This window comes from Alteromonas sp. PRIM-21 (genome assembly GCF_027563165.1).
Classification (GTDB): Bacteria; Pseudomonadota; Gammaproteobacteria; order Enterobacterales; family Alteromonadaceae; genus Alteromonas; species Alteromonas macleodii_A.
In genome coordinates, this window is the sequence record NZ_JADOEK010000014.1 from 74251 (window position 1) to 100399 (window position 26149).

A 26149-nucleotide genomic window follows, 5' to 3' on the forward strand; every position below is an offset into this window, starting at 1 on the left:
ATGACAAAAAGAAAAATACTCTACATTTACACGAAACGTGCTTAAGCATAGTGAATGACTACTTTATTTGTCTCACTATGTAATCTGTACTCGTTCGTTCGACCGAGAATTCTTGCATTGAAGATAATAAGTTTAGAGACTCACTAATATCGCGTAAACTAAACCGCCCTGAGATAATTACATCTGGGTCGCCAATGTAGTTGAGGTGTCGTGATGAATAACGGTTCAATCTTTCTATCACCACGTTTATAGGTGTGTCTTCAATACTTAACCACCCCATCCTCCAACTTGGGACCTGCTGAGGCGTAAATACCGAGTTTGATGTAACAACACCGTTTTTGAGCGTAAGTTTTTGACCTCTATTTAAGAGAATTTCGCGGTCGGCGCTAACTCTTACCGTACCGTCGTAAACTTTTACTATAGTCTGACCTTCTAGCCTATCAATGTCGAAAGCGGTCCCTACAACTGTGATTGTTGCTTCATCCAAATCGACAATGAACGGTCTTTGTGGCGCATGCGTTACGTCAAAATATGCCTGGCCTTTAGTGAGGTTAACCTCTCTCTTTTCAGCACTAAACGCTACACTTATTTGACTATCACCACCTTGATAAACAATTGAGCCATCATCTAATACATTGGACTTTTCTTCTGTAGTAGAAGTTGAAATAACGGTGAAAGTACTGGTTTCATGGTCAGCAAGGGCAGACAGTTGTTCCTCAGAGTTCGCCGTTAAATCGACATTACCCGAAGTAAAAAATACGACAACACATGCAATACAGGCCGCCGAAGCAATTGACCAGTAGGTGGCCCTGCGACTGCGCGCCACTTTATCCTCTCCACTTTTATGATCAGTTAGACCATTTCGTGCTAGTGGCGCTTTATTTGTTGTGAATTTTGTAGAGAGAGCTATTGACCGTGCAGCGAGCTCAGGCTGCCCCATTGCGGTAGCTATCTTGCGAAAAGCAGCCTTGTTTTCTTCTATAGCAAGCCAGTTCGCGAAATCACTCTGCTCTTTTTCGCTTAATTCATCAATACGATCAAACCAGTCTGCTGCTTCCTCTAGAACTAATGATGTCATTTTATTAAGCCGTTAACCCTGTACAGTAAAACCAAGAGGTAGAATTTCATTTTAGTTATCCTCAAGCCATCCAGCTTCTTCAAGTTTCACAGTGATTTCTACCATCGCTCTTGTTAAATGCTTTTTGACCACCTCAACACTTACATTTAACCTTCTTGCGATGTCATCTCGCGCCAAGCCTTCTACTCTTCGAAGCAGAAAAATTTCTCTTCTGATGGGTGACATGTTTAGGAGTATATTATCTACTAACGCCAGTTTCTGTTGATTAAGATAAGTATTACTTGGAGAATAGTCGTCAGATTGAATACTTACTTCTCCAATTTCGACGTACTGCGGAACACTTTTTTTCTGAAAATCGTATAAAACTGTTTTTGACACAGTGATCATATAGGCAAGTGGAGACTCTAATTCAGATAACTGCTTGCTCCTCTTCGTCCTTAACACTGTCTCTTGAAAGATATCGTCAGCTTGGCTTTGATCGACTGTTAAGCTTCGGATGAATGCCTTAAGCGACGTGAGTAAATCTTTTACGTCGTTATTTTCTAGCTCATCCCAATGTAATTCTGCCGATGGTTTCATTATTCGTTAATTTACTGAAATTCCATGAAATTATCATATATCATTTGTATGACACTATGATTTCAGAGGCCTCGGAACCCCATTTAAAATCTAGCTGTACGCCTCAAATACTAAATGAAGTGAGGTGAGAAAATTCACCTCACTGAAAATTAATAAATATCTAGATAAAACATATCTTTGAGCAACATGTTTTCACCTTTTAAATAAGAAGGGTTTCGGTCACACGTATTTTCTGTTCCGTCAATGATTCCAGCTAGAACCCTCCCTCCATCAGTTCTGCACACCGTTCTTTCATGCGGCCTAAGATCCCTTGTAATTGGGTTTGTAGAACCTGGGAAAACACTACTTTGTCCAATACTAGAAAGTTCTTGAACTCCTGGAGCCCATGTTTGACCTGGCCCCCTGGGATCTTTCCAATAGTAGCAGTAGTTCCCCGTCCCAAATGCCCAACTGTCGAAAGATGCCCTACTACGCTGGTCGTGATAATTACCGTGAGAGTACTTTCCTACATAAACCACTGGATGACTACCATCGGTTTCGATTTCTGAGACCGGTTTGGTGTATCTACCATTGTGCTGCCAGTAAGTGACGTGCTTTATCGAGCCATTTACAGTGTGCACAGTTACTGGCTCCCAATCATCTGAGTGACCACTGTCAAAAGTAGTACAACCATTTTGATTACCGTAGTAAGCCCAGTAAGTAATAAGTGAATGACTATTTCCACCTACTAATTCGGAATAGCTTTCTACATAAACAGAAGGAGGTGACACCTGAAATGAGGATTTGCTAGTGCAATTGCCAGAGTTAAGTCCTTGGGCGGGTTCAGTTGGCCAGCACTGTAGGTCGTTTCTTAGTTTAAAAACAGGCCTAAAATCCTGTACTTCTGTAGTGTTAGCTGAAGATGAAAAAGATAAGCTAGCTATAATTAATGCAGCGATAGTCTTCATAGTTAATCCAATTAGGTTAAGTTAGTTCGCAGTTAATTTAAAACTACAACTATGAAGACTAATTATTTATCAAGACGGGGACGAAAATAGTGCGTGAGATTAAAACTTATCTAAATCTAATATGATCGCGGTTAAGGTCACTAATCTTCGAACAGCCCATTAGTCGCATATCGCGCTCGATTTCCGCAACCATTAATTGCATCGCTCTCTCTACTCCTTTTTGACCCGCCGCGGCTAAAGCAAATAGATAATAACGTCCTAAGCCAACAGCTTTTGCCCCAAGCGCTAATGCTTTTAAAACGTGAGTGCCTCTTTGAGCACCACTATCAAATATGACATCTATTTTGTCGCCGACTGCGTCAACAATTTCAGCCAGATGATCAAACGAACTTCTCGAACCATCTAACTGACGACCGCCGTGATTAGAAATAACGATTCCTGTGCAACCGATATCCACAGCACGCTTTGCATCTTCAACACTCATAATGCCTTTCAAGCAAAACTGGCCATCCCAGAACTTAACCATCTCTTCAACATCTTTCCAATTCATCGAGGGGTCTAGCATATTAGTGAAATAATCACCTATTGAGCTAGCACCGCCCCCCATGTCGATGTGGGCGTCTAACTGAGGAAGAGAGAATTTCTCGTGGGTAACATAGTTGATCCCCCACATCGGTCGTGTTGCAAATTGCCATAAGCCTTTGAGGTTGAGTCGAAAGGGAATAGCAAAACCTGTTCGCAAATCACGCTCTCTGTTGCCACCAGTGATAGAATCAACTGTTAGCATCATCACTTCAATATTAGATTCTTTGGCTCTTTCCATCATAGCCCTGTTCAGGCCACGATCTTTATGAAAATAGAACTGATAAACTTGGGGCGTATCATATTTTTTAGCGATTTCTTCCATACTCACTGTACCAAGGGAAGAAACACCAAACATCGTTCCAAATTTTTCCGCTGCTCCTGCGGTCGCGCGCTCACCTTGGTGATGAAACAGGCGCTGCAGTGCCGTAGGGGATAAATAGACTGGAAGCGCAAGCTTCTGCCCCATCACCTCAACACTTAAATCAATGTCTTTTACACCGGTCAGAACGTTTGGAATAAGATCGCAACTCTGAAAAGATTCAGAGTTGCGACGCATAGTTACCTCGTCGTCAGCTCCCCCGTCGATATAATTGAATATAGGACCAGGCAGCCTTTTTTGCGCTAACTTTCTAAAATCATGATAGTTATGACAGTTACTCAATAACATTTGCGTTTTCTTATTCCGATAGTTTGACAACAGCTATTTATATTATTCTTATTCTTCTTTATTCTTCTTCAATCGCTTTTTTGTAGAGTACAGGTAGAAAGCGGCTACCAATTTTTTTCTACACAATCCCTGAGCCAGTGGCATTAGGGTCACGCGGACGTTCTTTATCCATCCTTTCTCTGTAGTCGACAGAGCGGTACGCGCCGATAGGGTTAATCGCCGCTGATTGACGATAGCGAGCCATGGCTAAGATAGGCGTAACATCAACGTTAAATGCTTTCTTAAGCTCAAGCGAGGCCATCATTGCATCATTGTCTTCTTGATAACCGTATAGCGCTTCTCTGTCCACTAGTAGTGCTTTAACGTAAGAACGTTGCACTTCGATTGCAGAAATAATCAAGCTTTCGATAGGATCAGTAACATTATGTGATTGGTCCAACATGTAAGATGGATTGAACTCTGCTTGTTGACGATATTCAGCATCAACTAATTCATTGAAAATTAGGAACTGTTGATATGGATGCAGTGAACCACTGTCTAAATCGTCATCGCCATACTTACTATCGTTGAAGTGGAAACCGCCAAGCTTCTTAAACTGAATTAGACGCGAGACAATCATTTCAATGTTTGTATTCGGTGCATGGTGGCCTAGGTCAACAAGTGATTTACACTTCGGACCTAAATGCATAGCAGCAAGAATATTCGAGCCCCAGTCTTGAATTACTGTTGAGTAAAATGCAGGTTCGAACATTTTGTGTTCAATATGCATTTCCCAGTCATCTGGAAGCCCTGCATAGATTTTCTCCATGCTAGACAAGTAGCGTTCAAATGCACGTTGAAAATGCTGTTGTCCTGGGTGGTTTGAACCATCACCTACCCAAACGGTAAGGCTCTTTGCATCTAGCGCTTTACCGTACTCGATGCAGTCTAGATTGTGTTGAATAGCCAACTCGCGAGATGCTTCTTGCGTATTGCTCAAGCTACCGTATTTGTAAGATGCCGTTTGGCCCTTCTGATCTTGAAAAGTATTTGAGTTAACAGAAACCCACTTAATTCCATATTCATCAGACGCTTGTTTCAATTCGCTAAAGTCATCTACCTTGTCCCACGGAAAGTGCGGCGACACACTATCGGTACAGCCAGAAAGTTCATTAATAACCGAACAGTCTTCTAGTTTTTCAAAAATGTTGCGAGGCTCACCCTGTAGAGGGAAGCGAGCAAACCTTGTACCGCCCGTGCCTGTTCCCCATGAAGGAACAGCAATTTGAAACTCTTCTGCGGCCTTGGTAAATTTTTCAATATCAATACCATCACGTGCCAGCTTATCGGCAAGCGCGTCATAGTCAGTTTTAAGGTTTCCGTAAAGCTCTTCGTTCTGTTCGCTTACTAAAGCTGAATCTATTCTACGTAACATAATATACTCCTAGCGTAAGAAGGCTTCGTGCAAACCGCCGTCTACACTAATGATTTGGCCTGTGGTTTTATTAAGCTGTCCAGATACAAGAAGGTAAGCTGCCTCTGCTTGATCTTCAGGCGTGATTGGTGACTTAGTAAGTGTTCTCTGCGCATAGAACTCAGCCAAGCGTGTACGAAGTTCCTCAGTGGAGTCTGACTCTTGGAACGGGATATCATACTTTGTTAGCGAAGATATAACGCGGTCGCGTGGGAACATGCTACTACCCTGTACGACAGTCGCAGGTGCCAGCGCGTTAACATTCACAAGCGGTGCTAGTGTTACAGCAAGCTCTCGTACTAAGTGGTTTGCTGCAGACTTACTTGTATCGTAAGCAAGTGAACCTTTCTTCGATACAGCTCCATTCACACTTGTAGTTAAAACCATATTCCCTTTCATTTGCTGCTTTTCCCAAATTTTTTGGGCTTCAGAAGCAACGACATAGCCACCTTTAACGTTTACGTTAAAGCTTAATTCAAACACTTGATCATTCTTCGCCAAATCTGCGCCTTCTGCGATGAAAACACCAGCGGTAACAATGACTTTGTCGATACCTCCGTAGGCAAGAGTAACGTTAGCAAACAACTCTTCTACGGTATCGCGCTTTGTGATATCTACTTCTAAAGCAATCGCCGGTCCGCAAGAAGAAATACCTGTTCCAGCTACTCCGATACCTTTACCATATAGAGCCTCAAGCTCTTCTGCTGTGGCTTTAGCATTTTCTAAACGCAAATCAGCACAAACAACATGCGCGCCCTCTTTCGCTACGCGGTGAGCTGTAGCTTTGCCAATACCATCGCCTGCGCCAATTACTACAACTACATCTCTTGCTAAAGGGGCTTCTTTAGGCATTCTTTGTAATTTGGCTTCTTCTAAAGCCCAATATTCAATATCAAATGCTTCTTGTGCTGGTAATGCTGTGTACTCTGATATAGCCTCAGCGCCTCTCATAACTTCAATTGCACAGTTATAAAATTCAGCAGTAACTCTCGACTCGCTTTTGTTTTTGCCCCATGCAATCATTCCAACGCCAGGAATAAGAACAACTGTAGGACTCGGATCCCTCATTGCTGGAGAATCTTCTCGCTTACATGCTTCGTAATAGGCCGTATAGTCTGCTCTATATTTTTCTAAAGAATCTTCAAATTTTTCAACCAATGTTTCTAGACCATCTGTTTCAGGATTAAAGTCTACAAACAATGGTTTAATCTTTGTGCGAAGGAAGTGGTCGGGACAAGATGTGCCTAAATCAGCGAGTCTAGAAGCATCTACACTATTTACGAAACGTAGTGTTGCTTCATCGTTTTGCAATGTGCCGATATATTTAACCTTATTCGAAAGCTTGCCTCGAGCAATTGGCATGAACTCTACGAGAAGCTTCTTCGAGTCCTCAGCAGACAACGGCGCATACTTTTGACCACCGAATGTTTGCTCGCCCTTGTCATGCTCTTCAATATAACGAGCAGCCGTTTCAATAACCCACAGTGACGTTTCATAACAGCTTTTGCTCTCTGAAGACCAGTTTGTGTGACCATGTTGTCCCAGCAAGATTCCCCAGATATCTGGATTCGCTTTGTAGCTATCCTCACAAACTTTAGCGGCTTCCCATCCCGGTCTCATCCATGGCACGTATGCCAGTTTTCCACCCCAAATCACTTCCGTAAGGGCTTCTTGGTCTTTACAAGAGGCAACCGATATAACTGCATTTGGATGTAAGTGATCGACATGCTTTTCGTCAATCATAGAGTGCAAAGGCGTATCGATTGAAGACGCTCTCGGATTCAAGCAAAAGTTGCAGTGTTTGAACATACCAACCATGCGATCTTCACCCGCAGACTTATAACCTTTATCAGGATATTGCTGATAAACGGTATCTAAAGCTTTTAGTTTGTCTTCATAAAGTGAAGAAAAGTTTTCTTTCGTCGAAGTTCGTAAATCACCGCCAGAGCCTTTAACCCATAATACTTCTACTTGCTCACCTGTTAACGGGTCTTCCTCAAATAGCTTTGCAGATGTATTGCCGCCGCCAGTATTTGTAATCCTTTGGTCTTCTCCTAGCTTATTGGAACGATAGACTAGGTTTTCTACTGGAGAAAGCTTATCTGCTTCTTCATCCTTCCAAAGATACTTTACATGCTTGTAATCATCGGGTTTAAAAGCCATTACAGTGTCCTAAAATTAACAGTTAGTTATGTATCACAAATGTGAACATCGATTAATACGTCCACAATATACGCCACTTTCAATCCTTGTCAATCAATTTCAATCACCAGTGATTGAAATTTGATTGCTAGTGTCATGAATTTTGTACTAAATTGACTAATTCTTTTAGTTTTGAGCGCCTTTGATTGACCTATGCCATTCTTTTACATACGCATTGAGACCAAAGAAATAAGAAGGCTCAACGGTTTCTAGGTCAAGCTTGTGTGCTTGTTCACCGTATTTAATAAGTGCAGCCGCTCCTAGTACAGTTCCGGTATTGTCTGAAGATGCGAATACGGTTTGGTTGGGTCTTAATTGAGCAACAAGGCGACAGAGTAAAGGATTCTTTAAAAAAGCCCCCTCAATGTAAATCGGCCCTTCAGCGTTTAAATCACTCAGACGCTGATTGATCATTAGTGCGCAGTAAAGAGTAGCAATGGCCTGCGGAGAGCTTGGTTTTTCTGGACATAGCAAGCGAGGTTTAATACCCGGAAACGGCCCATTACCTTCACTAAAATCCGGAGTAACAAGCCAAAAATTACTCAGAGCATCTTGAATTGAGCTCTCGGTCGGATTCATCTTTATATTACCGCCCAAAGTTGTACATATTCTTTCGTACTCTCTCCCTCCCATGAATCTTGCACAGGAAACTGGGTTACCATTAATGTCAACATTGGCAAGCGTATCTGTTTTATTGTGAAGAGAGCTTACAGCCCCACCAGACTGCATTAAGATAGTCCAAGTTCCAGTAGATATGACGGTGAACTCGTCATCTTGTTCGCCGCTATTCAGGTATCGTAAAAAGCTCGCATTACTATCATGAATACCACAGTAAATCTTGCACGATGTCGGTAGAGCGGTCTGTTTAGAAACCTCATCGGTCACGTTTCCGACGCAATCCCATGCTTTCTTCAAAGGAGGAAACAAGTTAGACCACCCTTTCTTATTTGCAAGAGAAGAGTATTCACCCTCTATAGGCTTCCATAAGTCTGTGTGACAACCCAATGACGTTACTTCAGAGCTTAGCTCAGCACCTAGCCTCCATGCCCAATACTGCGGATACAATAAGATTGTATCCGCATTCGAAAACGGCTCTGGATACTTCCTTTGTAACCAATATAATTGCTTGGCTAGGTTTAAACCTGCTGGAAGATAAGGCGAGTAAGTTTCGTTGAAAACTGGGCGTTCTGCCTTGTATAGCTCAGCGCATTCATCGATACCTTGATATTCATAATCTAAGATGGGAAGCGTGAGCGCTCTTGATTTATCTGTAACATTGCTATCAATAAGCGCAGCAGTTGCCCCATGGGTAGTCACAACGAACCCCTCAACATTTTTGGTATGCGTACAAGACTTAAGCGTCTCGACAATCCAGTCCCATATGTTGTCGACATCTGCTTGAGGGTATTGGCCCGCTATAGGGGCGTTTTTGCAACTGAAACTCGCTACCTGCTCATGATTTGACACAAACAATAGTTTTATATGAGTCTTACCAATATCTAAAACAGCTTTCACTCTTACGCTAACTCCAGTTTTCTGAGATGACAGAGATACCGACTAAATGGCAACACCAACAAAAGCCATGGCGTATTCATTCAAACTTTTAAGTAGTTATGCGGCATCCCTAATTGTTAACACTATGTATACCAAATAGTGACTGGAATTGAAAGCTTTTGACTAATAACTATCAAGTTAATGATAATTAAGTACACCACTTCAACGGTTATTAGGATTATGGAGATTTTTTTTGAAAGGACTGATGAATAGAGGTTTCAAATTGCAGGAAACCTCTTATAAGTAGCAAATTACATGAGTGTTGATGGAAACTAACTTCCGCTTACCAGATTATTAGTTCAGGGGGATAATAATAGTTACGCAGCAGCGAGAGTTTCCACATCAACGACGATTACTTCAATACCGTAGCTTTTGATCTCATCAAGCTGTGCTTTGTCCGCGCGATTATCCGTAATCACTATGTCAACCGCATCTAAATCGCAGAAAACCAGATTGCTCTGTAAACCAATTTTACTGCTGTCAGCTAATACAACTAACTTGTCAGCTTGCTTACGCAATTTCTTTTCCGCCAAGATTAAGAGAGGGTCAGATTCCATTACGCCATACTTGCTAATTCCTGGCGTGCCCATGAACATCATAGTCCCACGGTAGTTCTGAGTCGTATCATTTTCAAACGAGCTCAATATTATACTTTGTTTTCGGTAAACCTCGCCGCCAGGTAACGTCACCTGATTTTGGCTGTTTTCCACTAAGTCTTGGGCAAGAACAAACGAGTTGGTGAGTACATTGAGTCGCTTATCTCTTAAAAATTCTGCCATCATAAATGTCGAACTACCGCCATTTATAATGATCGATTCACCGTCATTGCAAAGTTCGCATGCGGTTTTAGCGATAGCGCGTTTTATGTCTGCGTTTTTCTCTTTATCGATTAGAAAAGCGTTTCCAGAAAGATAGAAGTTTGAAGTGGAGCCACTATCTATTACTTGTGCGCCGCCGCGAATTTTTTTAATCTTTTTCTGCGCAGATAGTTTCTTTAAGTCTCGTCTGATAGTTGCTTCTGATGCTCCAAGTTGACTACACAACTCAGGTACACTTGCAAATGTTGACTCTTCCAATATCTCTAGAATTAACTGCTGTCGCTGCTTTTCAAGCATTACTTTTCTGTCCTATTTAGCGTTATAGATATTAATATAGGGACCCAAGTAACCAAAATCAATCAAAAAACTCATTTCATGATTGATTTTGATATAATTTACATACTTGATAGCTATTTTCAGTAGATTATCTAGCTTAACGAAGAGATTTCGATGTGGTCCATGTCGTCAAACTCTTGATTCTCACCACCCATCGCCCAGATAAAACTATAGTTAGTCGTACCGACCCCACTGTGAATAGACCAACTAGGAGAGGCAATAGCAACTTCAGGGGCTAATGGCAAAGTTTTGACTTCTTTAGGCTCACCAAGCATGTGAAATACTCGTTCGTTTTGGTCAAGGTCGAAGTACATATATATTTCAGTTCTACGAAAATGCGTATGAGGCGGCTTAGTATTCCATACGCTGCCTGTTTTTAACTCTGTAATACCCATCACTAATTGACAGCTATCCACGATTCCAGGGCGGATTGATTGGAAAATCGTTCTTTCATTCGATGTTTCCTGAGAACCAAGCTCGATGTGTTTTGCATCGACTTTAGGCACGTGAACTGTTTTAGTTACACGGTGTGCTGGGTATGAAACCATATAAAATTTTGCAGGCTCATTTGGGTCATCCGATGACAAAGTAACTTCTTTACTTCCTCTCGACACGTACAAGCTATCTTTTTGCGCCATCGTGTAATCATTGCCATCAACTTTAACAGCGCCTTTACCACCGATGTTAATGATGCCAAGTTCTCGCCTTTCACAAAAATAATCGGCCGCTAATTCTTTATGTGTAGGTAACTCAATAGGTGAGCCTGTCGGCATCGCGCCACCAATAACAGCCCGATCAACATCTGTGTACGTAAGTGAAAGCTGACCAGGAACGAAAAGAGGTTCAGTTAAGAAAGCCTCTCTAAGCTCTTCATTAGTCATGCTGGGGTAGCTGCGTTTATTTGTAGAGAAAAGAAAATTCATGCGATACCTTTTTATCGTGAGGTGAAAATTTGAACAGGCTCGCTTTAGCGAGCCATCCAGCCACCGTCAACAAGCAATACATGCCCGTTAACATATGATGAGGCCTTTGAAGAAAGGAAAATAGCTGCACCTGCCAGGTCATCTGGTTGCCCCCATTTATCCGCAGGAATTCGGCTACTAATACTTTCAAATCTCTCTTTGTCTTGACGGATATTAAAAGTATTGTCTGTTTCAAAATAGCCAGGGGCAATTGCATTAACTTGAATGTTTTTGTTAGCCCACTCATTAGCAAGCGCTTTAGTCAACTGAGCTACGCCGCCTTTGCTTGCTGCATAAGCAGGTACTGTTATTCCACCAGAGAAACTCAGTAACGATGCGATATTAATTATCTTCCCGCTGCCTTGCTTAAGCATCTGCTTGCCAGCTTCTCGACAAAATGTGAATACGCCATTTAAGTTAACATTTATTACTTCATTCCAATCTTCATCAGAAAACTCGTGCGCAGGTGAACGCTTAATTGTCCCAGCGTTATTAACTAAAACGTCAATTCGACCATGATTTTCAATAATCTTATTTACGGTATCGATAATTTGGGAGGTGTCTGATTGATCGCACCCATAGCCAGCACACTCAATATCTTTCTTAACCAGCAAGTCAATGGTAGATTCTACGCTCTTTGTCGAAGAGCCAATCGCGATTACTGTCGCACCCGCTTCACCTAGCGCCAAAGCAATGCCCTGCCCTAGCCCTCTGCTCGCACCAGTAACGACTGCAACTTTTCCATGTAGGCCAAATTGTCTACTTAAATAATCAGACACGTCATGTCTCCTAACTTTATTGTAATTAAATGAGACCCAGAAGCTTAGGTAAAAACTCGCTGATTTCTGGGAAAATAATGGTAAGCGCTAGTGCAAAAATCATCGCAACGTATAACGGAAGAATAGGTTTCATAATCTCACTAATAGATACTTTTCCTATACTGCATCCCACGAATAAAACACTTCCTACAGGAGGTGTGCACAGGCCAATAGATAAATTTAAAATCATCATAATCCCAAAGTGCAGAGGCGATATATTCAGCATTTCCGCAATGGGTAAAAATATGGGGGTAAATATCAGTACTGCTGGGGTAACATCCATGAATGTGCCTACAGCAAGCAATATAAGGTTCATTATAAGAAGTATAATGATGGTATTTTCAGACACCGATAGTAGCGAGTTGCTGATAGCTTGCGGTATCTCCTCATAGGACATCAGCCAAGACATTGAGGCCGAGGCACCAATTAGAAACATAACAATCGCTGTTGTACCTACGGTTTTTAATAAAATTGGGTAAAGGTCTTTTATTGACAACTCTTTATATACACCAAGGGCCAACACAAGGGAGTATAAAACTGCTATGGCCCCAGCCTCCGTCGGCGTAAATAGGCCTCCAATGATCCCACCAATGATTAGCACAATTAAGAACAAACAAGGGATAGCGCCGAATAAACTGGGCCAAAACTTCCCTACTTCTATACTGCTATCCGCGGCAATTCCGGCTCGCTTGATATAAAATGCAGCCCCCATCATTAAAAAAGCCGTAACTAAAAGGCCTGGTAAATATCCGGCTATAAACAGGGCTGCTATTGATACTCCGCCACTAGCTAATGAATAGATGATAAGAATGTTACTGGGAGGAATTAGCATGCCTGTTGTTGCAGCGGTGACAGTGACTGCCGTACTAAACGGCCTGCTGTAGCCCTCTTTTTCCATTGCAGGGACCATAAAACCGCCGACAGCAGATGTTGCCGCAACAGCTGACCCCGAAATCGAGCCAAAAAGAGCACAAGAGATAATATTTACAAAGGCTAGGCCTCCAGGGAGCTTTCCGACCAACACTTTGGCGAATTCAATCAGTCTGACAGCAATCCCACCTTGCCCCATCAGATATCCAGATAAGACAAAAAAAGGAATCGCTAATAATGCAAAGCTATCAACCCCTACTGCTAGCCTTTGCGCTAGCGTAGTTAACGCAGGAAGCGTATCAATCGTTAAGAGCATAGTCGCTAAAGTCGCTACAATAATACTCACTGCGATAGGTACGTTTATCAAAAGCAGGATGAAAAACACTCCGAAAAGTACTAATGAAGTCATAGTGCGTGCTCCCTTAGATTACTAGGGTCTTTTACTTCTAAAAGTCCCCATACACCGTACAAGATAAACAGACACCCACTAATTGGAACTACTAGATAAACATATCCCATAGGAATACCAAGTACAGGGGATTCTTGTTTTAGCAGAAAGGTGATGTAAGTAAGATTGACCCCACCTATAACCAGAACGCCTAAAGCGAACAATATTACTAGTACATATCCTAATTTTGCCGTTGTAACCGCAGCGTTACTCTGCATCTTTTTAGTTAAGTAATCGAACCCCAAATGGTTATGGGTATGAAATGCATAGGCACTGCCCAGCAAGCTAATCCATATCAAGAAAAAGCGGGCAAGCTCTTCCGTGAAGGAGCTTGGGTGAGGTAAAACAAAACGCGTTATCACCTGCCAAGTTACATTTAGAACTAGCAGAGCCATCATTGTTGCTAATAATACTCGCAACGCTTTATTTAGCGTAGGAATGATTCCTGAGAGTGTCTTCATTATTCTACTCCTAACGACTTTATCTGCTTAACAAGCGCTTCCAAATCGCTACCTTTTAAAGACTCGTAGACGGAGAGTACACTCTCTTGAAATACACTTTTGTCGGCCTCAATAACTTCCACACCGGCTTTTTTTACTACTTCTAAGGATTCTCGTGTCGACTCAGCCCACAGCTCTCGTTGAAAGTCAGTAGCAGCCAACATAGATTCTTCCAACCACTTCTGTTGTTCAGCATTTAGCTGTTCCCAGACATGGGTACCGATGATGATCACGTCAGGTATTGAGGTGTGTTCATCTAAAATAAGGTACTGGCTAACTTCATAGTGCTTTGAATAGTAAAAACTTGGCAGGTTATTTTCAGCACCGTCCACCACCCCCTGCTGGAGCGATGTATACAGTTCCCCCCAACTTACTGGTGTGGCCGCACCGCCCATCGTATTGACCATAGAAACAGCAGTTTGGCTATTCATGACTCTTATTTTTTGCCCTTGTAGATCATCGGGCGTAACCACTTGCTTCTTCGTCGTGTAGAAGCTTCTAGATCCGGCGTCAAAATAGCCTAGCCCTTTGAAGCGATATGGTTGACCAGCGGCAAGTAACTCTTTACCAACATTGCCGTTTAACGTTTTCCAATAATGCTCTTGGTTATTGAAAAGATAAGGGAGGCTAAACACTTTCATTTCAGGCACAAAGCTTTCTAGCGCACTCGCAGAAACCTTCGTCATTCCCATACTCCCTATTTGAATGAGTTCTAGCACCTCCCTTTCGTCACCTACCTGTGATGAAGGATAAATGACAATAGACATCGAACCGTTAGACCTTCGCTCTAGTTCCTCTTTTAGAAATACAAGACCTTTGTGTACAGGATGATTTATATCTAACTGATGCCCTAGGCGAATAATATATGTTTCGTCTTCGGTATCAGTGCCGCACCCTTGCAATACTGCTAACGGAATCAATAAAAGAATTTTAAGAAAGTGCTTTATTGCCATGTTTACGCTCCTTTGAGTGAAATGCTTTTAGGAACTATCGCTCCTTTATGCATGATCACTTGTGCTGCGCAAAACTGACCATCACGGATACATTTTTCTAGGCTTTCTCCCTTCGCCTTGGCCGCTAAAAATGCACCGTTAAAAGAATCACCAGCTGCTGTAGTGTCGACAGGCTCTACAATGTTAGGTACGTCAAACTCGAACTTCCCATCTTTATTAGCCGCAAGAATGCCGCTAGCGCCATTTTTAACAATGACTTCAGAAACACCGCATTTTAGCCAGCGCTCAATACAATATTCCATTGAGTGCTCTCCATGTAGGCTTACCTCATCTTCCATACTCAGAAGGGCCAAATCTGTAAGATTCATTATTTGGTTAAACGCTTTTGATGCTTCGCTCAGCGAAGACCAGTTCCTTGCCCGATAGTTATTATCAAAAATAACCTTGCCGCCACGCGTGCGAAATTCACTGAGAAAATCATAAAGAGCTTTTCGGCTTGATTCAGAATAGATCGAAAGCGTTATACCGCTTAAGAAGATAGCGTCGTAATCTTTAATCTCGTCTAACGTTTCTGGAAATTTATCTAATAGGTATTTTGCTGGGGAGTTAGAACGCCAATAGTGGAAATGACGTTCGCCATTGGGCTCATTTTCAATTAAATACAAACCCGGCACATTGTTTTCCAATGTTTTCACATGCTTAACGCCGACTCCTTCCTCTTGCCAAAACGAAAGCATTTTACTGCTAAACGAATCATCGCCCAGTGCAGTTACATATTCGACGTCCCCCCCACAGCGAGAAAGATAAATAGCGGTATTGAGAGTGTCTCCGCCATAATTGAGTTTATAAAGCTCACTATCACTGTTAGACAACTCAATCATACATTCGCCAATAATAGCTAACTTCACTTCTCTTGCTCTCCATCCCTTAAACTCTGTTTAATAAAACTCATAGGCTTTAACACTCATCAAGAGTCATTAAATAAATGTAAAATGATTGTATATGAACACAAAGCAACCATCAATACTCAAAAGCAATCACATGAGATTAATTTGATGTTATGGGAAGTTCGAAATTATTAGGTGATGGCTCTCCCTCTAACTAGCGATGAAGAGCCATAAGTATTGAGGATTTAATTTTGCAGGAGAGCGTTCTCGAAGCTTTCTCTTGATTTAACTTCTTCACTTCGTGCATTTTCGTACTTTTCTATATACACATTTGCTCGCTGTAAAAGCCCATTAGTTAAGTACTGGTACTTTTCTTCATACGCAAGATTAGTAGTTTCTAGCGGGTCGTTTTCCAGATCGTATAGTTGCAAATAGTCATTTTTATAGAAATTCACAAATTTCCAATGTGTTGTTCGTAAACCATACATAGGCGGAATAGGAGCACGTTTCGGTTGATACATATGCTCAAAGAAAAATTCATCGCGCCACTCAGTAACTTCCTCTCCTCCAATTAATGGGATTAAACTATTACCTTGATACGTAGATGGAATAGATACACCAGCAAAGTCGAGTATTGTTGGTGCAATATCAATGTTTAGAGCAAGCTCGCTTATTTCTTTATGCTTCAGACTGCGAGGGTCCTTGATGATGAGGGGGACTCGTAGGTCCTCTTCCCAACCAAACCACTTCCCTGCCAATTGGCGTTCGTTCAATGCGTAGCCGTTATCTCCAGTGTAGATAATAATCGTGTTATCATCCAAGTGGAGAGACTTAAGAAGCTCGTTTAAAGAGCCAACTGCATCATCGACGCTACTAATCGCTCGATAATGTCGTTTCACTATTCTTTGATACATTTCTTCGGTTGCGAATCGATATTCCCAACGAACTCTTCCCATTGATGTTTTTAGAAAATCAGGAAGCGCTTCAAAAACTGTGTCATCAGAAACATTGGCTTTTTCAATTTCTACATCCGAGTACATAGGCTCAAATTCTGGCGGATAATGGAATTGGTCTACTTTATCTACGTCATGTGCATGAGGGTTCCAAAAATTCACTGCCAACACCCATGGCTTATCTTCTGTTGATGCTTGCTTAATAAACTCACTCGCAAGATTTCTAATGTAATGTGTTTGTGGTATTTGCTCACCATCCCACTCATTAGTTTTCGACTGAAGAAGAGGTTTGAAATAATCAAATCGTTCATCATCTTCTCCCGACAATTTTATTTCATACTTACCCACAAAGCCTGTGCTGTAACCTGCACTTTTTAGTAGCGCCGGGTATATATTTGACGATTCCTTTTCGCCTGTGGGCGGTCGCCCAAAAGTAAAGTCGTGAGTACGCTCTGTTAAACCTGTCAGAATACTAATTCGACTTGAAGCACATATCGGAGTTGTTACAAAGGCGTTTTCAAACACCACCCCGTCATTAGCTAATGCATCGAGGTTAGGCGTTTGAACTTGAGACGAATTTCTGCTTAACAAATCCCAACGATGATCGTCAGCGAGTATGAAAAGTATGTTTGGAGGCCGGTTCTTAGTATTTGCAGTGTTATCTTCGTTAGCTACTGCTTCGTTGAAACATACTGCTAAGCAGTTAAGAAGTAATGTTAGATAAAAGAATGTTATTTTCACAACCTTCGTCCTGTTGAAAAGAAAAAGCCCCTCTAACTCACGGCGCTAGAGGGGAAACCCTACTTTGGAAACTAGTTTTGAGTTGCGTTAGCTACTGTCGAAGGCTCACTGTCTGACTTTGAGTTTTTAGTGTTAGCAAGATAGACGTATGTAGCTGTAATGAAATAAATGATCGTCGCTATCAACAGTGGCGTGTGCAAACCATTGTCACCATTATTGACGAAAGCCATTACCCCAATCACCAGACAGGCAACTAACGAAGCGATAGCAATGTATGACGCAACAGCGACCACAGCCGTAGACTTTTCTTTGGAAACTTGTGTCGAACTCTTGGATAAACCATCTAGAAACGTTTTCTCTTCTTGCCTACGGCTTGCCTCCGCAGCTTCGGCGATTTCCGATTCCGGAAATTTGGTTTTAGCGCCCATAGAAATTGATAGCAAGCAATAAACTATCGTTGAGTAAATCCATATAGGAATTAGAAGGAAAAATAGATGAAGTACACCTGACTGCTCTAGTACATAGCTTAAAGCGAGCGCTGTTAGCCATGTGATTATTGCCGCCCAGTTTGTGTTATTCCCTTTGTATTGTGACCAGTAACGAGTTAACCCAATCCTAGGGAAAAGCCAATGTTCTGCGACAATAATTGCACCTACTGGCGCCATCATAAGACCCATGATTCCTACAAAGCCGAGAAGTTGGGAAAACACAAAAGGAAAGCACGCTATGATAGTCGTTACGACGCCCACCACAATAGTCGACTTCTCCCTACTCCACTTTGGGTTTAACGAACTAAATGCTAAGCCAGCACGGTAGATCGTAGGGTTTGAAGTGGTCCATCCCGCAATAATTACTGCGATGATTCCGCATGTACCTAATGCCTGATAGGCAACTGCACCGGGATCTAAATTAGTAATTGCCGTGCCCAAGATAATTGCTGCGCCAGCCCCCATGATGCCTGCACATATCCACGCCATATAATGGCCTATAAACATACCTAACGCAGAGAAAAAACCGTATCGAGAATAACGAGCGAAACGCAATAATGTCATGTCGCCCATACCGCCATGCATAGCCAAATTTGCTACCCAAGCAAACGCGGCAACGTGCCAAAAGCCGACTTCATTACTCGTTCTAACCCATATAGATTCATTTGCAATAGTATAAAAATCAGAAAATGACGAAATAGAAGTAATACCAGGCGTAGATTCGATTAGAGCGGGAAGTAAGAAAAGCGCACCAATAATGAACATTAAAATCATCCAAGGTGCACAGACTTCTGCAAACGCAGCTAACTTTTTAAAGCCTTTAACAGCCATAAATACCACTACAGCACCGACAAAGAGCGCGACGAGTACAAAGCGAAAATCGGATGGAAACCAGTCCACCTGTGGAGGAATATCTAACAAAATCCTTACAGCTGAGGCAGATACAGTAATCATTGCACCGGCAAGCACACTGAAAAGAATACCATTCACAACACTATATAATTTAATTGTTCCTTTACCTGCTATTTTTTCTAAATAAGCATATAAGGTAAGCCGGGTTTCTGTTGCTATTGGTGCGGTTAAAAGACCCCAAGTAAGCACAGCAAGTAAATTACCTAGAAGTAGGCCAACTAAAATATCACCAGCCCCAACTCCCCAAGATACAAAAAGTGCTCCAATTACAAATTCTGTTCCTGCGACATGTTCCCCTGCATAACTCCCTGCAAATGCTCGAGCTGGCTGTAACTTATTTGGACTTATCGGTTGTGTTTCAAACTCATCTGAACTCGACACATTTCCTCCATTATTTTCATTCTAGGCTTCGGCAAGAAAGCCGCTTAAAAGGAAGTAAAGATGATTACTTTTGAGCGATTATGACTTAATTGTAATTACCAATCAATAAAATTGTTATCAAATTGTGTCGCGTACAAAAGAGCCGAAGATGAATCTACATATAACAAATTGTTTATATTATTTCGGTAAGACTAGTTGGGAAGGTACTGGAGAGGTTTAAGCCGAGATAATTGACATCGGGCTACAACAACAAACATTTTAAGATGAGGCTGTTATCTCTCTGGATCGAATACAGGCGGAAAGTATAATCTATATTTTATTCGATATTTAATTCACTTACTTAAAAGCGCTGAAACCCGCTATTGTAAAGAGTTTCAGCGCCTACGAGCCTAAATGTTTCCGCGGAAACAAAAGCTATTTTGAAAGGGACTTAAACAACTCCTTTAATGCTTTTTCTAACATCACCGGGTCATTAAAGTCTACGCTGTTCCAATCGATTCCTAACTCCAACTGAGTCACATCTTCCGTTAATAAACGTTTTATTGCGGATGCCTTGTCAACTTTTACTTTAGGAAGTGAAATAAACTGTTTAGTTCTGCCTGCTTTCTTAACTACTGGTACTTGTAGATATTTGTGGAATTTTTCTTGTGATAATAAAGAGCCGAGATATTTTTCTACCTCTTCCCTACCCTCTTGCTCAGCTTTGATGATCTCTTCGTATAATCCTCGCAAAGATTCTACGATTTTATTTTCCAGAAGAGGCATGACAAACTCTCGATATTCATAGAGTTTGTCATAACGGTAGAATGTAGTACGACCTATCCCTAAATATGAAGTAACAACAGAAGCTCTACTTTTTGATAGCTTTTCACCTTCTATACTTTCTAACTCAGTAACAGCATTTGAATAGCTATTGAGAGCATCGGGTAGCGTTAAATCATTACGCGAAAAATTTTCGATGTGGCGTAATACATTTATGTTTTTTGGCTTTTCTGCATATATTTTTACTTTTACTTTTATCAGACCACCATATAAATAACGTATCGCATAATATCTTCTGTGGCCTGCTACAATTGCATAATCAGACATATTTTTACGCCACACAGCGATAGGGTGCACTAACTCACTATGCTTTAGTGTCTCAGCTAAACCTTTAATCTCCTCAATTTCTGCGTCTACCGCATCATATCTAGGGTTACTCTTATCCAGCCTATTTTCAATAAGCCCTTTTTCGCATACTACGCAGTTTTTTAGCAAAGCAATTGAATCAGCATCATCACGTTTAGCAAACTTGACAGGTAAATACCGCGGATTATCTGATTGAGGCTGGATGTAGTCCACAAGCACCCTGTCTATTTCAGATGACGTCTTAAACAATGGATCGTCGTGTACGTTACTCTCTTTAGACTTATCTCGTTGCTTCAAATCATCTAGCATCTGTTGAGATTTTTTCGATACACCTTCACCTGACTGAAACTTACTTATCAAATCTTCCTGTGAAGATGGCTTCGTAACACGTCGGCTTCTTGGTTTTTTAGCAGTCATATTTCATCTCCCCATAAGCTACTTTCAATTAATGCATAAAGTTTTTGCATTTCGCTTTTTGCGTGGTGGTTATGAACATAGTTAAAGTGTGTTTCATCAACAGATGGCCGTTCCATTACTCTGTAACAATTTCTTTGCTGAAGCCAAAATGCACTCATGTATTTACCTGTAGGCCCTTCGCTATCATAGAGTTTCGCTAATGCTACTTCGTCTTTTTGCGTTAATCGTGACTTACTAGGAACCTTATTAGGAACTACACCAATAATCTTTAGTGGGTTGTGCGCCCTGTCTTCGTTAATTCGATCGATCCTATTAAGAAGCATCGGCACGCCATCAATTGAGTCGTATTCTGGTTCTGTAGGAATAATCACATGCGTAGCAGCACCCAACATGCCAGCAGACACGGGGGATTTACTTGGTGGGTTATCAACGATAACTATATCGTAATCGTCGGCCAATTCCTCAACTGAGAACCAATCTCGCATATGAGCGGTAATTTTCGAAACTAATCTATCAGATTCAGGAGTGAGCGCGAGCACTCTATCAACGTTGCCTTCTGAAGGTAGTACCTTAATGTTTTCAAAAGCAGTTGGATATTCGTATACGGGAGAATTGAACAATATATCCGTACTGGTGTTTCTACCACTCCATTCGGGGTCATCTATATCATCAAACTCTGGATGTAAAGGCGCAGCATATTCATCATCTCCTGGGATAGCATCCATTTTGAGAAAAGCTTTTGATGAATCTTGCTGTGAATCATAGTCTAATACTAAAACACGCCGCTTTTTACCTTTTCCATCTGGTCCACCAGTGGCAAGTAGGTAAGCAATAGTAGAAGCTAAAAAAGTTTTACCTACACCACCCTTGCGGTGATAGCTAGAAAGAACACGCATTCCGTTATACAACTCTGTTTTATTCATTATTCTAACCTTCTTTCAGGACATTTCGTTATATTGACACGCCAACTATTTAATGTCTCGGATCGAATCTTTAGAAGTGAGGACTTTGATAGACTTGCAGTACCATATATATAATTGAAAGGAAGAAGACGAATAAGGATTGATTAATAAGGTCTCAAACGTACAACCTTTACGCGTAAAGCTCTCGTTGTATTCGCTTAAATACTGAGTATCAAAAAACTTTACGTTAATTAATTTTCTATTCTCGAGTTGCTACAGGCTGCGTCTTAACTAGAACATACCGTTTTTTCTTCTAATTGTTTCCGCGGAAACAATTTCTAGAAACAAACCTGTTGAGTTGTTTACGCCAATCATATAACTGGAAAACATTAACCTTCGTTTTACACAAAGCCCACAATCTTAGGCCAACAATAAAATGATGTCCGGCTGTTCCGTCATGATATGTTGTATCTCCTCATGGAGGATAACTAAATGCTGATATATCTAGCTATCAGCTCTTGAGGAAGAGATATGCATAGTACTTCGCTTGAATTTTGCTATTTTGAAAGACAATATAAATACTTCCGCGAATGTCATTATAATAGCCTGTATATATAACGTTTCTGATTCCAACTAGTTTCAGTTTCGCTTAAGCTAGATTAAGTCCTACCAAGAGTCTGTATCTTAGTTCGCTATCGACGAGATTTTTTTTTGGCTATATAGAAATTTTGAACTCACGAGTTAAGCAACAAGATATTTCCAGCATATTTATGTACTTTACTAATAAAATTAAATCACGCGTGAAGTCGCGATTTTATTGGTCTACAAGGAAACAAATGTTAGTTGTTTCCGCGGAAACAATAGTGATATGAAAAGGAGGTTAGAAAAAGTCCGTCATAAGCTTTTTTTACATAGTCGAAGCAACAATCCGCCACAGTGAGCTCTTCTTTCAGTATATCCATGTCAGCAGAAGACAACTTTTTCTTTTCAGTTTTGGAGAGAACCAACCTGCAATTTTGATGGAAGAACAATAGACAAAGTTCAGTGCTCTATTATCGTCCTTTGCATTAAATAAAAAAGGAATAACTTAGCGTCTCTTTACGATTCTAGTTTTAACTGCTGACAGTTTGTCGTCCAGTATTTCAATCCATATCTATTCTAGCAATTTCGCGTAGTCGTAGACATGATAAAGCTTCTCGGATAACCTTTGGATCGAATCTGCAAAAAGACTAAAATCTATAGGAAGAAAGTAAAGTGCGTGAGCTATTCGGTTTATCTGAAAAATATGGATTCAAGGCTCCACTGGTATCGGTTCAAGACGACTTCGATTTCAAAGTATTTATGAGACTTTGTAGTTCTTTAAACATATCACCTACTACTAGTACTGTGGCTTCAGACATATTTATTGCCCTGCAAGAGATTGAAGAACTAACGGCTAGCTTAGATTTCATATCAGCGAGAATAAGCCGTAAAATTTCAAATGTACGCCATCATTTAGTGCAGTTGGAAAAGGAAGGGCTAATTTCAAGTGAGTTTATAACTACCGATCCCATTAAGAAACGTAGAGGAAAGCTTTATAAATTAGCAATTCCTAAAGGTCATTTCTTAACAGCAACTGATGTAGAAAAAGAAGATGCTGCTTCAGATAATTTACAGTCCGTATCATCAAGTACTGTTGAAACGATAAATATTGAACGCTACGACGACAAAACAAGGTTCATGGAGCTTCAGATAGTTCGCTACTTGGTCAAAGCAATGCGGACTAATCGTAAAGATAAATCGAGTACAATTAGCATTAAGCTACGCGAAGAGGGAAGACCTAAACCTGTTCTTATTACAGCCAGAGCAGAGGAGGGGAGGCTTATATATCTTCCCGATATGAGCTACTACGCTAGCGCAATCACTTGGCTAATAAATCATATATCCGAGCAATTAGATGAGTCGGAAAATATTGGGGAGACCTTTACTCTACCTCTAGAGCCTCTGATAACAATGGCCAAAGATATTCCCGTATCGGAAGCCTCTGCTGGCGGCTACATTAATAATGCTATTCAGTCGCTACATCGGCTCTCAGCTACGACTTTTGATATGAGAGATTTTTACGATAGTAATAAGGACTTTATTGTTGATATCGAATTGTATTACAAGTTGTTTCGATTGGAAGCCATAGTGACCTATGAGGATTCAAAAAACGTCGAAAAAAAGGCTGCAGTAATTCAATTTCCACGCTCGACGGTGAAGAGTATTGTTGCAGCGATTAAGGAAAGGCGGACATTAGACGATATGTTACTCATTGATAGTGACGTCTTTGCAACTAAAAATGAGATCGAAATTCTTTTTGGGCTGTGGGCTAGAGAGCATTTAATTACTGGTCGTCAAGCACAGCAACTATATGCCTGGAATGAGCTAAGAGAATCGGTGGCACCTTCATCTAGCCTAAATGAATTCAAACGAAAATTCTCAAATATGGTCTTGGCTAATTCAGATCCGTCTTATAAAGCAAAAATACACGAAGCTGTAGAGAATAAGATCGTTAAGCAGGTCGGAACTTGTCATCTATCAGAACAGCGAAAAGGAGAGCTCGTCGTTGAATATGGAAGAGCTACTGTACAGGGCTATTTAATCAATATTGGCTATTCCCCAGAGCAGGGTATACCTGTGATCGCCTTTAGACGCGATATGTCTGCGCTCCATATTTTGGGTAAATTAGAAGATCGCAGATAACGCTGTATTGAATTAGTATTTGGATCGAATCTTTAATCTAGCAAAATCAAGGATTAACACTTGGATCGAATCTTTAAAAAGATCACAAATAGATCGTGATCCGCCTTGATCTATCATACCTTTCATATAAAGATTACACCTATCGAGAAAACAAGAAAAAAAATGATATTATCTTTAAAAGCTCAGTGAAGAGCACTTTGAAATATGGATAGATAAGAAGCGCTAAAAACAAAACCCGTGGAGTGTTGGCGCACTGCACGGGTCTTTAGATGTAACTTTTCGAAGCAGTTACACATCTAATTCTAGCGGTTTACCAGATCAGGTCAACCACTAATGCGTTTTTTATCAGCAAATCTGCGTATATTGTTGGTAAAAAAGATGAATTCTAATAACAACTATGACGACGTTGTTTTTATGTCGCCAGGGCAATTTGAGTATTTGTCAGACACAGAGTCCTTTGTGTTTGCACATGTTGCTTTTTTTGCATCTCAAATGCGGCCATACAAACGACAATTCAAACAGACAACACAAGCAATCTGTAACAAGATTGGCTACTCGCCAAATGCTGTTCGTGAAGCTATAACATCCCTGATAGAAAAAGGTTTTTTAAAGAAGAGCCAACCATTAGAGGAAGGGCAGGGCACTTTTCACCCGTATTACGATAAAATATCCCACCGGCTGCACGTGGGCGAGCATAGCTATGCTGCTTTGTTCGCTCGGGAGCTAGAAAAGACGCTTATTACCTCAAAGAATAAGAGTAAAAGTAGCCAAGAACGCGCCATGACTTTTTTTAAAGTGCATGTAGGTCAGTTGAAACGTAATATATCTCTATTATCAGGTAACAGTTCTAAACATGTTCACAAAGCTCTTATCATGCATGGGTATCTTCAAAACCAGCATAAGTGGAATGTTGAGAAAAATCGAAATAGCTTACAGCGCACAGTGCCTTCACTTGCTCGATTTTTAAAATGGTCTCAAAACACTGTTAGACGTGTAATCAACACCTTAAAATACTGGGGCATCATAGACTATAGTTACACTAAGGGGTTTGTGAAATTCTTAACTGTAAGACAGTTCAACACTGCAGCTAAATGTGTGAAATCTCTCATAACAAAATTGTGCAATGTTGTTCAAAGAAAGAAGCACATAGAGACCATCCGCTCACCTGAACCACTAAACCCCTCACCAAGAACACCTCAGGAAGCAGCTAAACACCTACAAAAACTAAAGAGCTTAGGTAAGATCTAGCTAGCTTAGCGCTCAATTAAGAAAAACTCGACTTTTCGAGGGCTTTTTTGCGCGTATATTTCAATAAATAACTCTCATTTTCTTCTTTTTACTAAAAGACAATCTACTTTTGCCTCTTTCTGAGCTTACCTATCCTATCTCCAGGCCATATTAAGAATTTGCTAGAGCGCTAAAGATCAAAACAGCGCCATTGATGCGCCAAGAAGAGTACATACATGCGCCACTATTGTCATTGAAGAGCAACATTGTACTTACAAGGTCCTATAATCACATTGGTGCACACATTAGAAGTAATATAGAAGTTAGATAAAGAGTTTATATATGGCTTCGCCGATTCTCTCACTAATTTTTAATTAGTTATTTGTAACAAACGTTAGCCTTGCTAGAGAAGTTTTTACTATTTGGTAATCGCTTCGAGTGAATATACAACAGTATATTTGACCGATAGTGCTTGTTATTGATTAATTGTGAATATATTGTTAAGACACCACTTTTTGAATAAAGAGAAAGCTTCAACAATGAGAGTTGCTAGAATTACATATAGAAAGTCACTGCTATATACACCGTTAAAGTATATTTGCTTCTCACTAATGTTTAC

Annotated in this window: 20 protein-coding genes; 2 read left to right on the forward strand and 18 right to left on the reverse strand. The window is 40.8% G+C overall.

Translation table 11 applies throughout. The features are described 5' to 3' along the window. Positions 1-58 precede the first annotated feature (58 nt). The 18 genes from IW644_RS17185 to IW644_RS17270 form a co-directional block, all read right to left on the reverse strand. Positions 59-1078: a FecR family protein gene (locus IW644_RS17185; RefSeq protein ID WP_269918623.1), complete on the reverse strand. Its 1020-nt coding sequence runs from the start codon at positions 1076-1078 to the stop codon at positions 59-61. 51 nt (positions 1079-1129) lie between these two features. Continuing rightward, on the reverse strand, positions 1130-1657 hold the full coding sequence (locus IW644_RS17190; protein WP_269918624.1) for an RNA polymerase sigma factor: 528 nt from the start codon (positions 1655-1657) through the stop codon (positions 1130-1132). A gap of 149 nt (positions 1658-1806) precedes the next feature. Further along, the gene (locus tag IW644_RS17195) at positions 1807-2604 is read right to left on the reverse strand and encodes a hypothetical protein (RefSeq protein WP_269918625.1); all 798 of its coding nucleotides are present in this window, start codon (positions 2602-2604) and stop codon (positions 1807-1809) included. A gap of 106 nt (positions 2605-2710) precedes the next feature. Further along, complete coding sequence (locus tag IW644_RS17200) at positions 2711-3856, reverse strand: alpha-hydroxy acid oxidase (protein ID WP_269918626.1); 1146 nt, start codon at positions 3854-3856, stop codon at positions 2711-2713. Between the two features lie 118 nt (positions 3857-3974). After that, a complete protein-coding gene (gene rhaI / locus IW644_RS17205) occupies positions 3975-5270 on the reverse strand; it encodes an L-rhamnose catabolism isomerase (RefSeq protein WP_269918627.1) in 1296 nt (431 codons plus the stop codon). A 9-nt stretch (positions 5271-5279) separates the two neighbouring features. Further along, entirely contained in the window at positions 5280-7472 is a 2193-nt protein-coding gene (locus IW644_RS17210; protein WP_269918628.1) for a bifunctional rhamnulose-1-phosphate aldolase/short-chain dehydrogenase, read from the reverse strand. A gap of 165 nt (positions 7473-7637) precedes the next feature. Beyond that, entirely contained in the window at positions 7638-9026 is a 1389-nt protein-coding gene (locus IW644_RS17215) for an FGGY-family carbohydrate kinase (protein WP_269918629.1), read from the reverse strand. A 356-nt stretch (positions 9027-9382) separates the two neighbouring features. After that, positions 9383-10180 carry a DeoR/GlpR family DNA-binding transcription regulator gene (locus IW644_RS17220; RefSeq protein ID WP_131094859.1) on the reverse strand — a complete coding sequence of 266 codons (798 nt, stop codon included), beginning with the start codon at positions 10178-10180 and terminating at the stop codon, positions 9383-9385. 131 nt (positions 10181-10311) lie between these two features. Then, positions 10312-11142 (reverse strand): 5-dehydro-4-deoxy-D-glucuronate isomerase, encoded by an 831-nt coding sequence (kduI, locus tag IW644_RS17225; protein WP_269918630.1) that lies wholly within the window; start codon positions 11140-11142, stop codon positions 10312-10314. A gap of 44 nt (positions 11143-11186) precedes the next feature. Continuing rightward, the gene (locus IW644_RS17230) at positions 11187-11960 is read right to left on the reverse strand and encodes a glucose 1-dehydrogenase (protein WP_131094860.1); all 774 of its coding nucleotides are present in this window, start codon (positions 11958-11960) and stop codon (positions 11187-11189) included. Positions 11961-11985: 25 nt separating this feature from the next. Next, positions 11986-13278, reverse strand: coding sequence for a TRAP transporter large permease (locus IW644_RS17235; protein ID WP_269918631.1), 1293 nt, complete (start codon positions 13276-13278; stop codon positions 11986-11988). Then, positions 13275-13778 (reverse strand): TRAP transporter small permease, encoded by a 504-nt coding sequence (locus IW644_RS17240; RefSeq protein ID WP_269918632.1) that lies wholly within the window; start codon positions 13776-13778, stop codon positions 13275-13277. Before IW644_RS17240 ends, IW644_RS17235 begins: the two co-directional genes overlap by 4 nt. Beyond that, positions 13778-14770: a TRAP transporter substrate-binding protein gene (locus IW644_RS17245; protein WP_269918633.1), complete on the reverse strand. Its 993-nt coding sequence runs from the start codon at positions 14768-14770 to the stop codon at positions 13778-13780. Before IW644_RS17245 ends, IW644_RS17240 begins: the two co-directional genes overlap by 1 nt. A 2-nt stretch (positions 14771-14772) precedes the next feature. After that, positions 14773-15678, reverse strand: coding sequence for a sugar kinase (locus IW644_RS17250; protein ID WP_269918634.1), 906 nt, complete (start codon positions 15676-15678; stop codon positions 14773-14775). A gap of 224 nt (positions 15679-15902) precedes the next feature. Beyond that, positions 15903-17351, reverse strand: coding sequence for a sulfatase-like hydrolase/transferase (locus tag IW644_RS17255; protein ID WP_269918635.1), 1449 nt, complete (start codon positions 17349-17351; stop codon positions 15903-15905). 71 nt (positions 17352-17422) lie between these two features. After that, the gene (locus tag IW644_RS17260) at positions 17423-19132 is read right to left on the reverse strand and encodes a purine-cytosine permease family protein (protein ID WP_269918636.1); all 1710 of its coding nucleotides are present in this window, start codon (positions 19130-19132) and stop codon (positions 17423-17425) included. A 414-nt stretch (positions 19133-19546) separates the two neighbouring features. Next, a complete protein-coding gene (locus IW644_RS17265) occupies positions 19547-20677 on the reverse strand; it encodes a ParB/RepB/Spo0J family partition protein (protein WP_269918637.1) in 1131 nt (376 codons plus the stop codon). Then, positions 20674-21600, reverse strand: coding sequence for a ParA family protein (locus IW644_RS17270; protein ID WP_269918638.1), 927 nt, complete (start codon positions 21598-21600; stop codon positions 20674-20676). The genes IW644_RS17265 and IW644_RS17270 overlap by 4 nt, the downstream gene beginning before the upstream one ends. 1233 nt (positions 21601-22833) lie before the next feature. Between IW644_RS17270 and IW644_RS17275 the strand changes: the two genes are divergently transcribed. Both IW644_RS17275 and IW644_RS17280 read left to right on the forward strand, forming a co-directional pair. Further along, a complete protein-coding gene (locus IW644_RS17275) occupies positions 22834-24303 on the forward strand; it encodes a hypothetical protein (protein WP_269918639.1) in 1470 nt (489 codons plus the stop codon). A 333-nt stretch (positions 24304-24636) separates the two neighbouring features. Next, the gene (locus IW644_RS17280) at positions 24637-25551 is read left to right on the forward strand and encodes a hypothetical protein (protein ID WP_269918640.1); all 915 of its coding nucleotides are present in this window, start codon (positions 24637-24639) and stop codon (positions 25549-25551) included. Positions 25552-26149 lie beyond the last annotated feature (598 nt).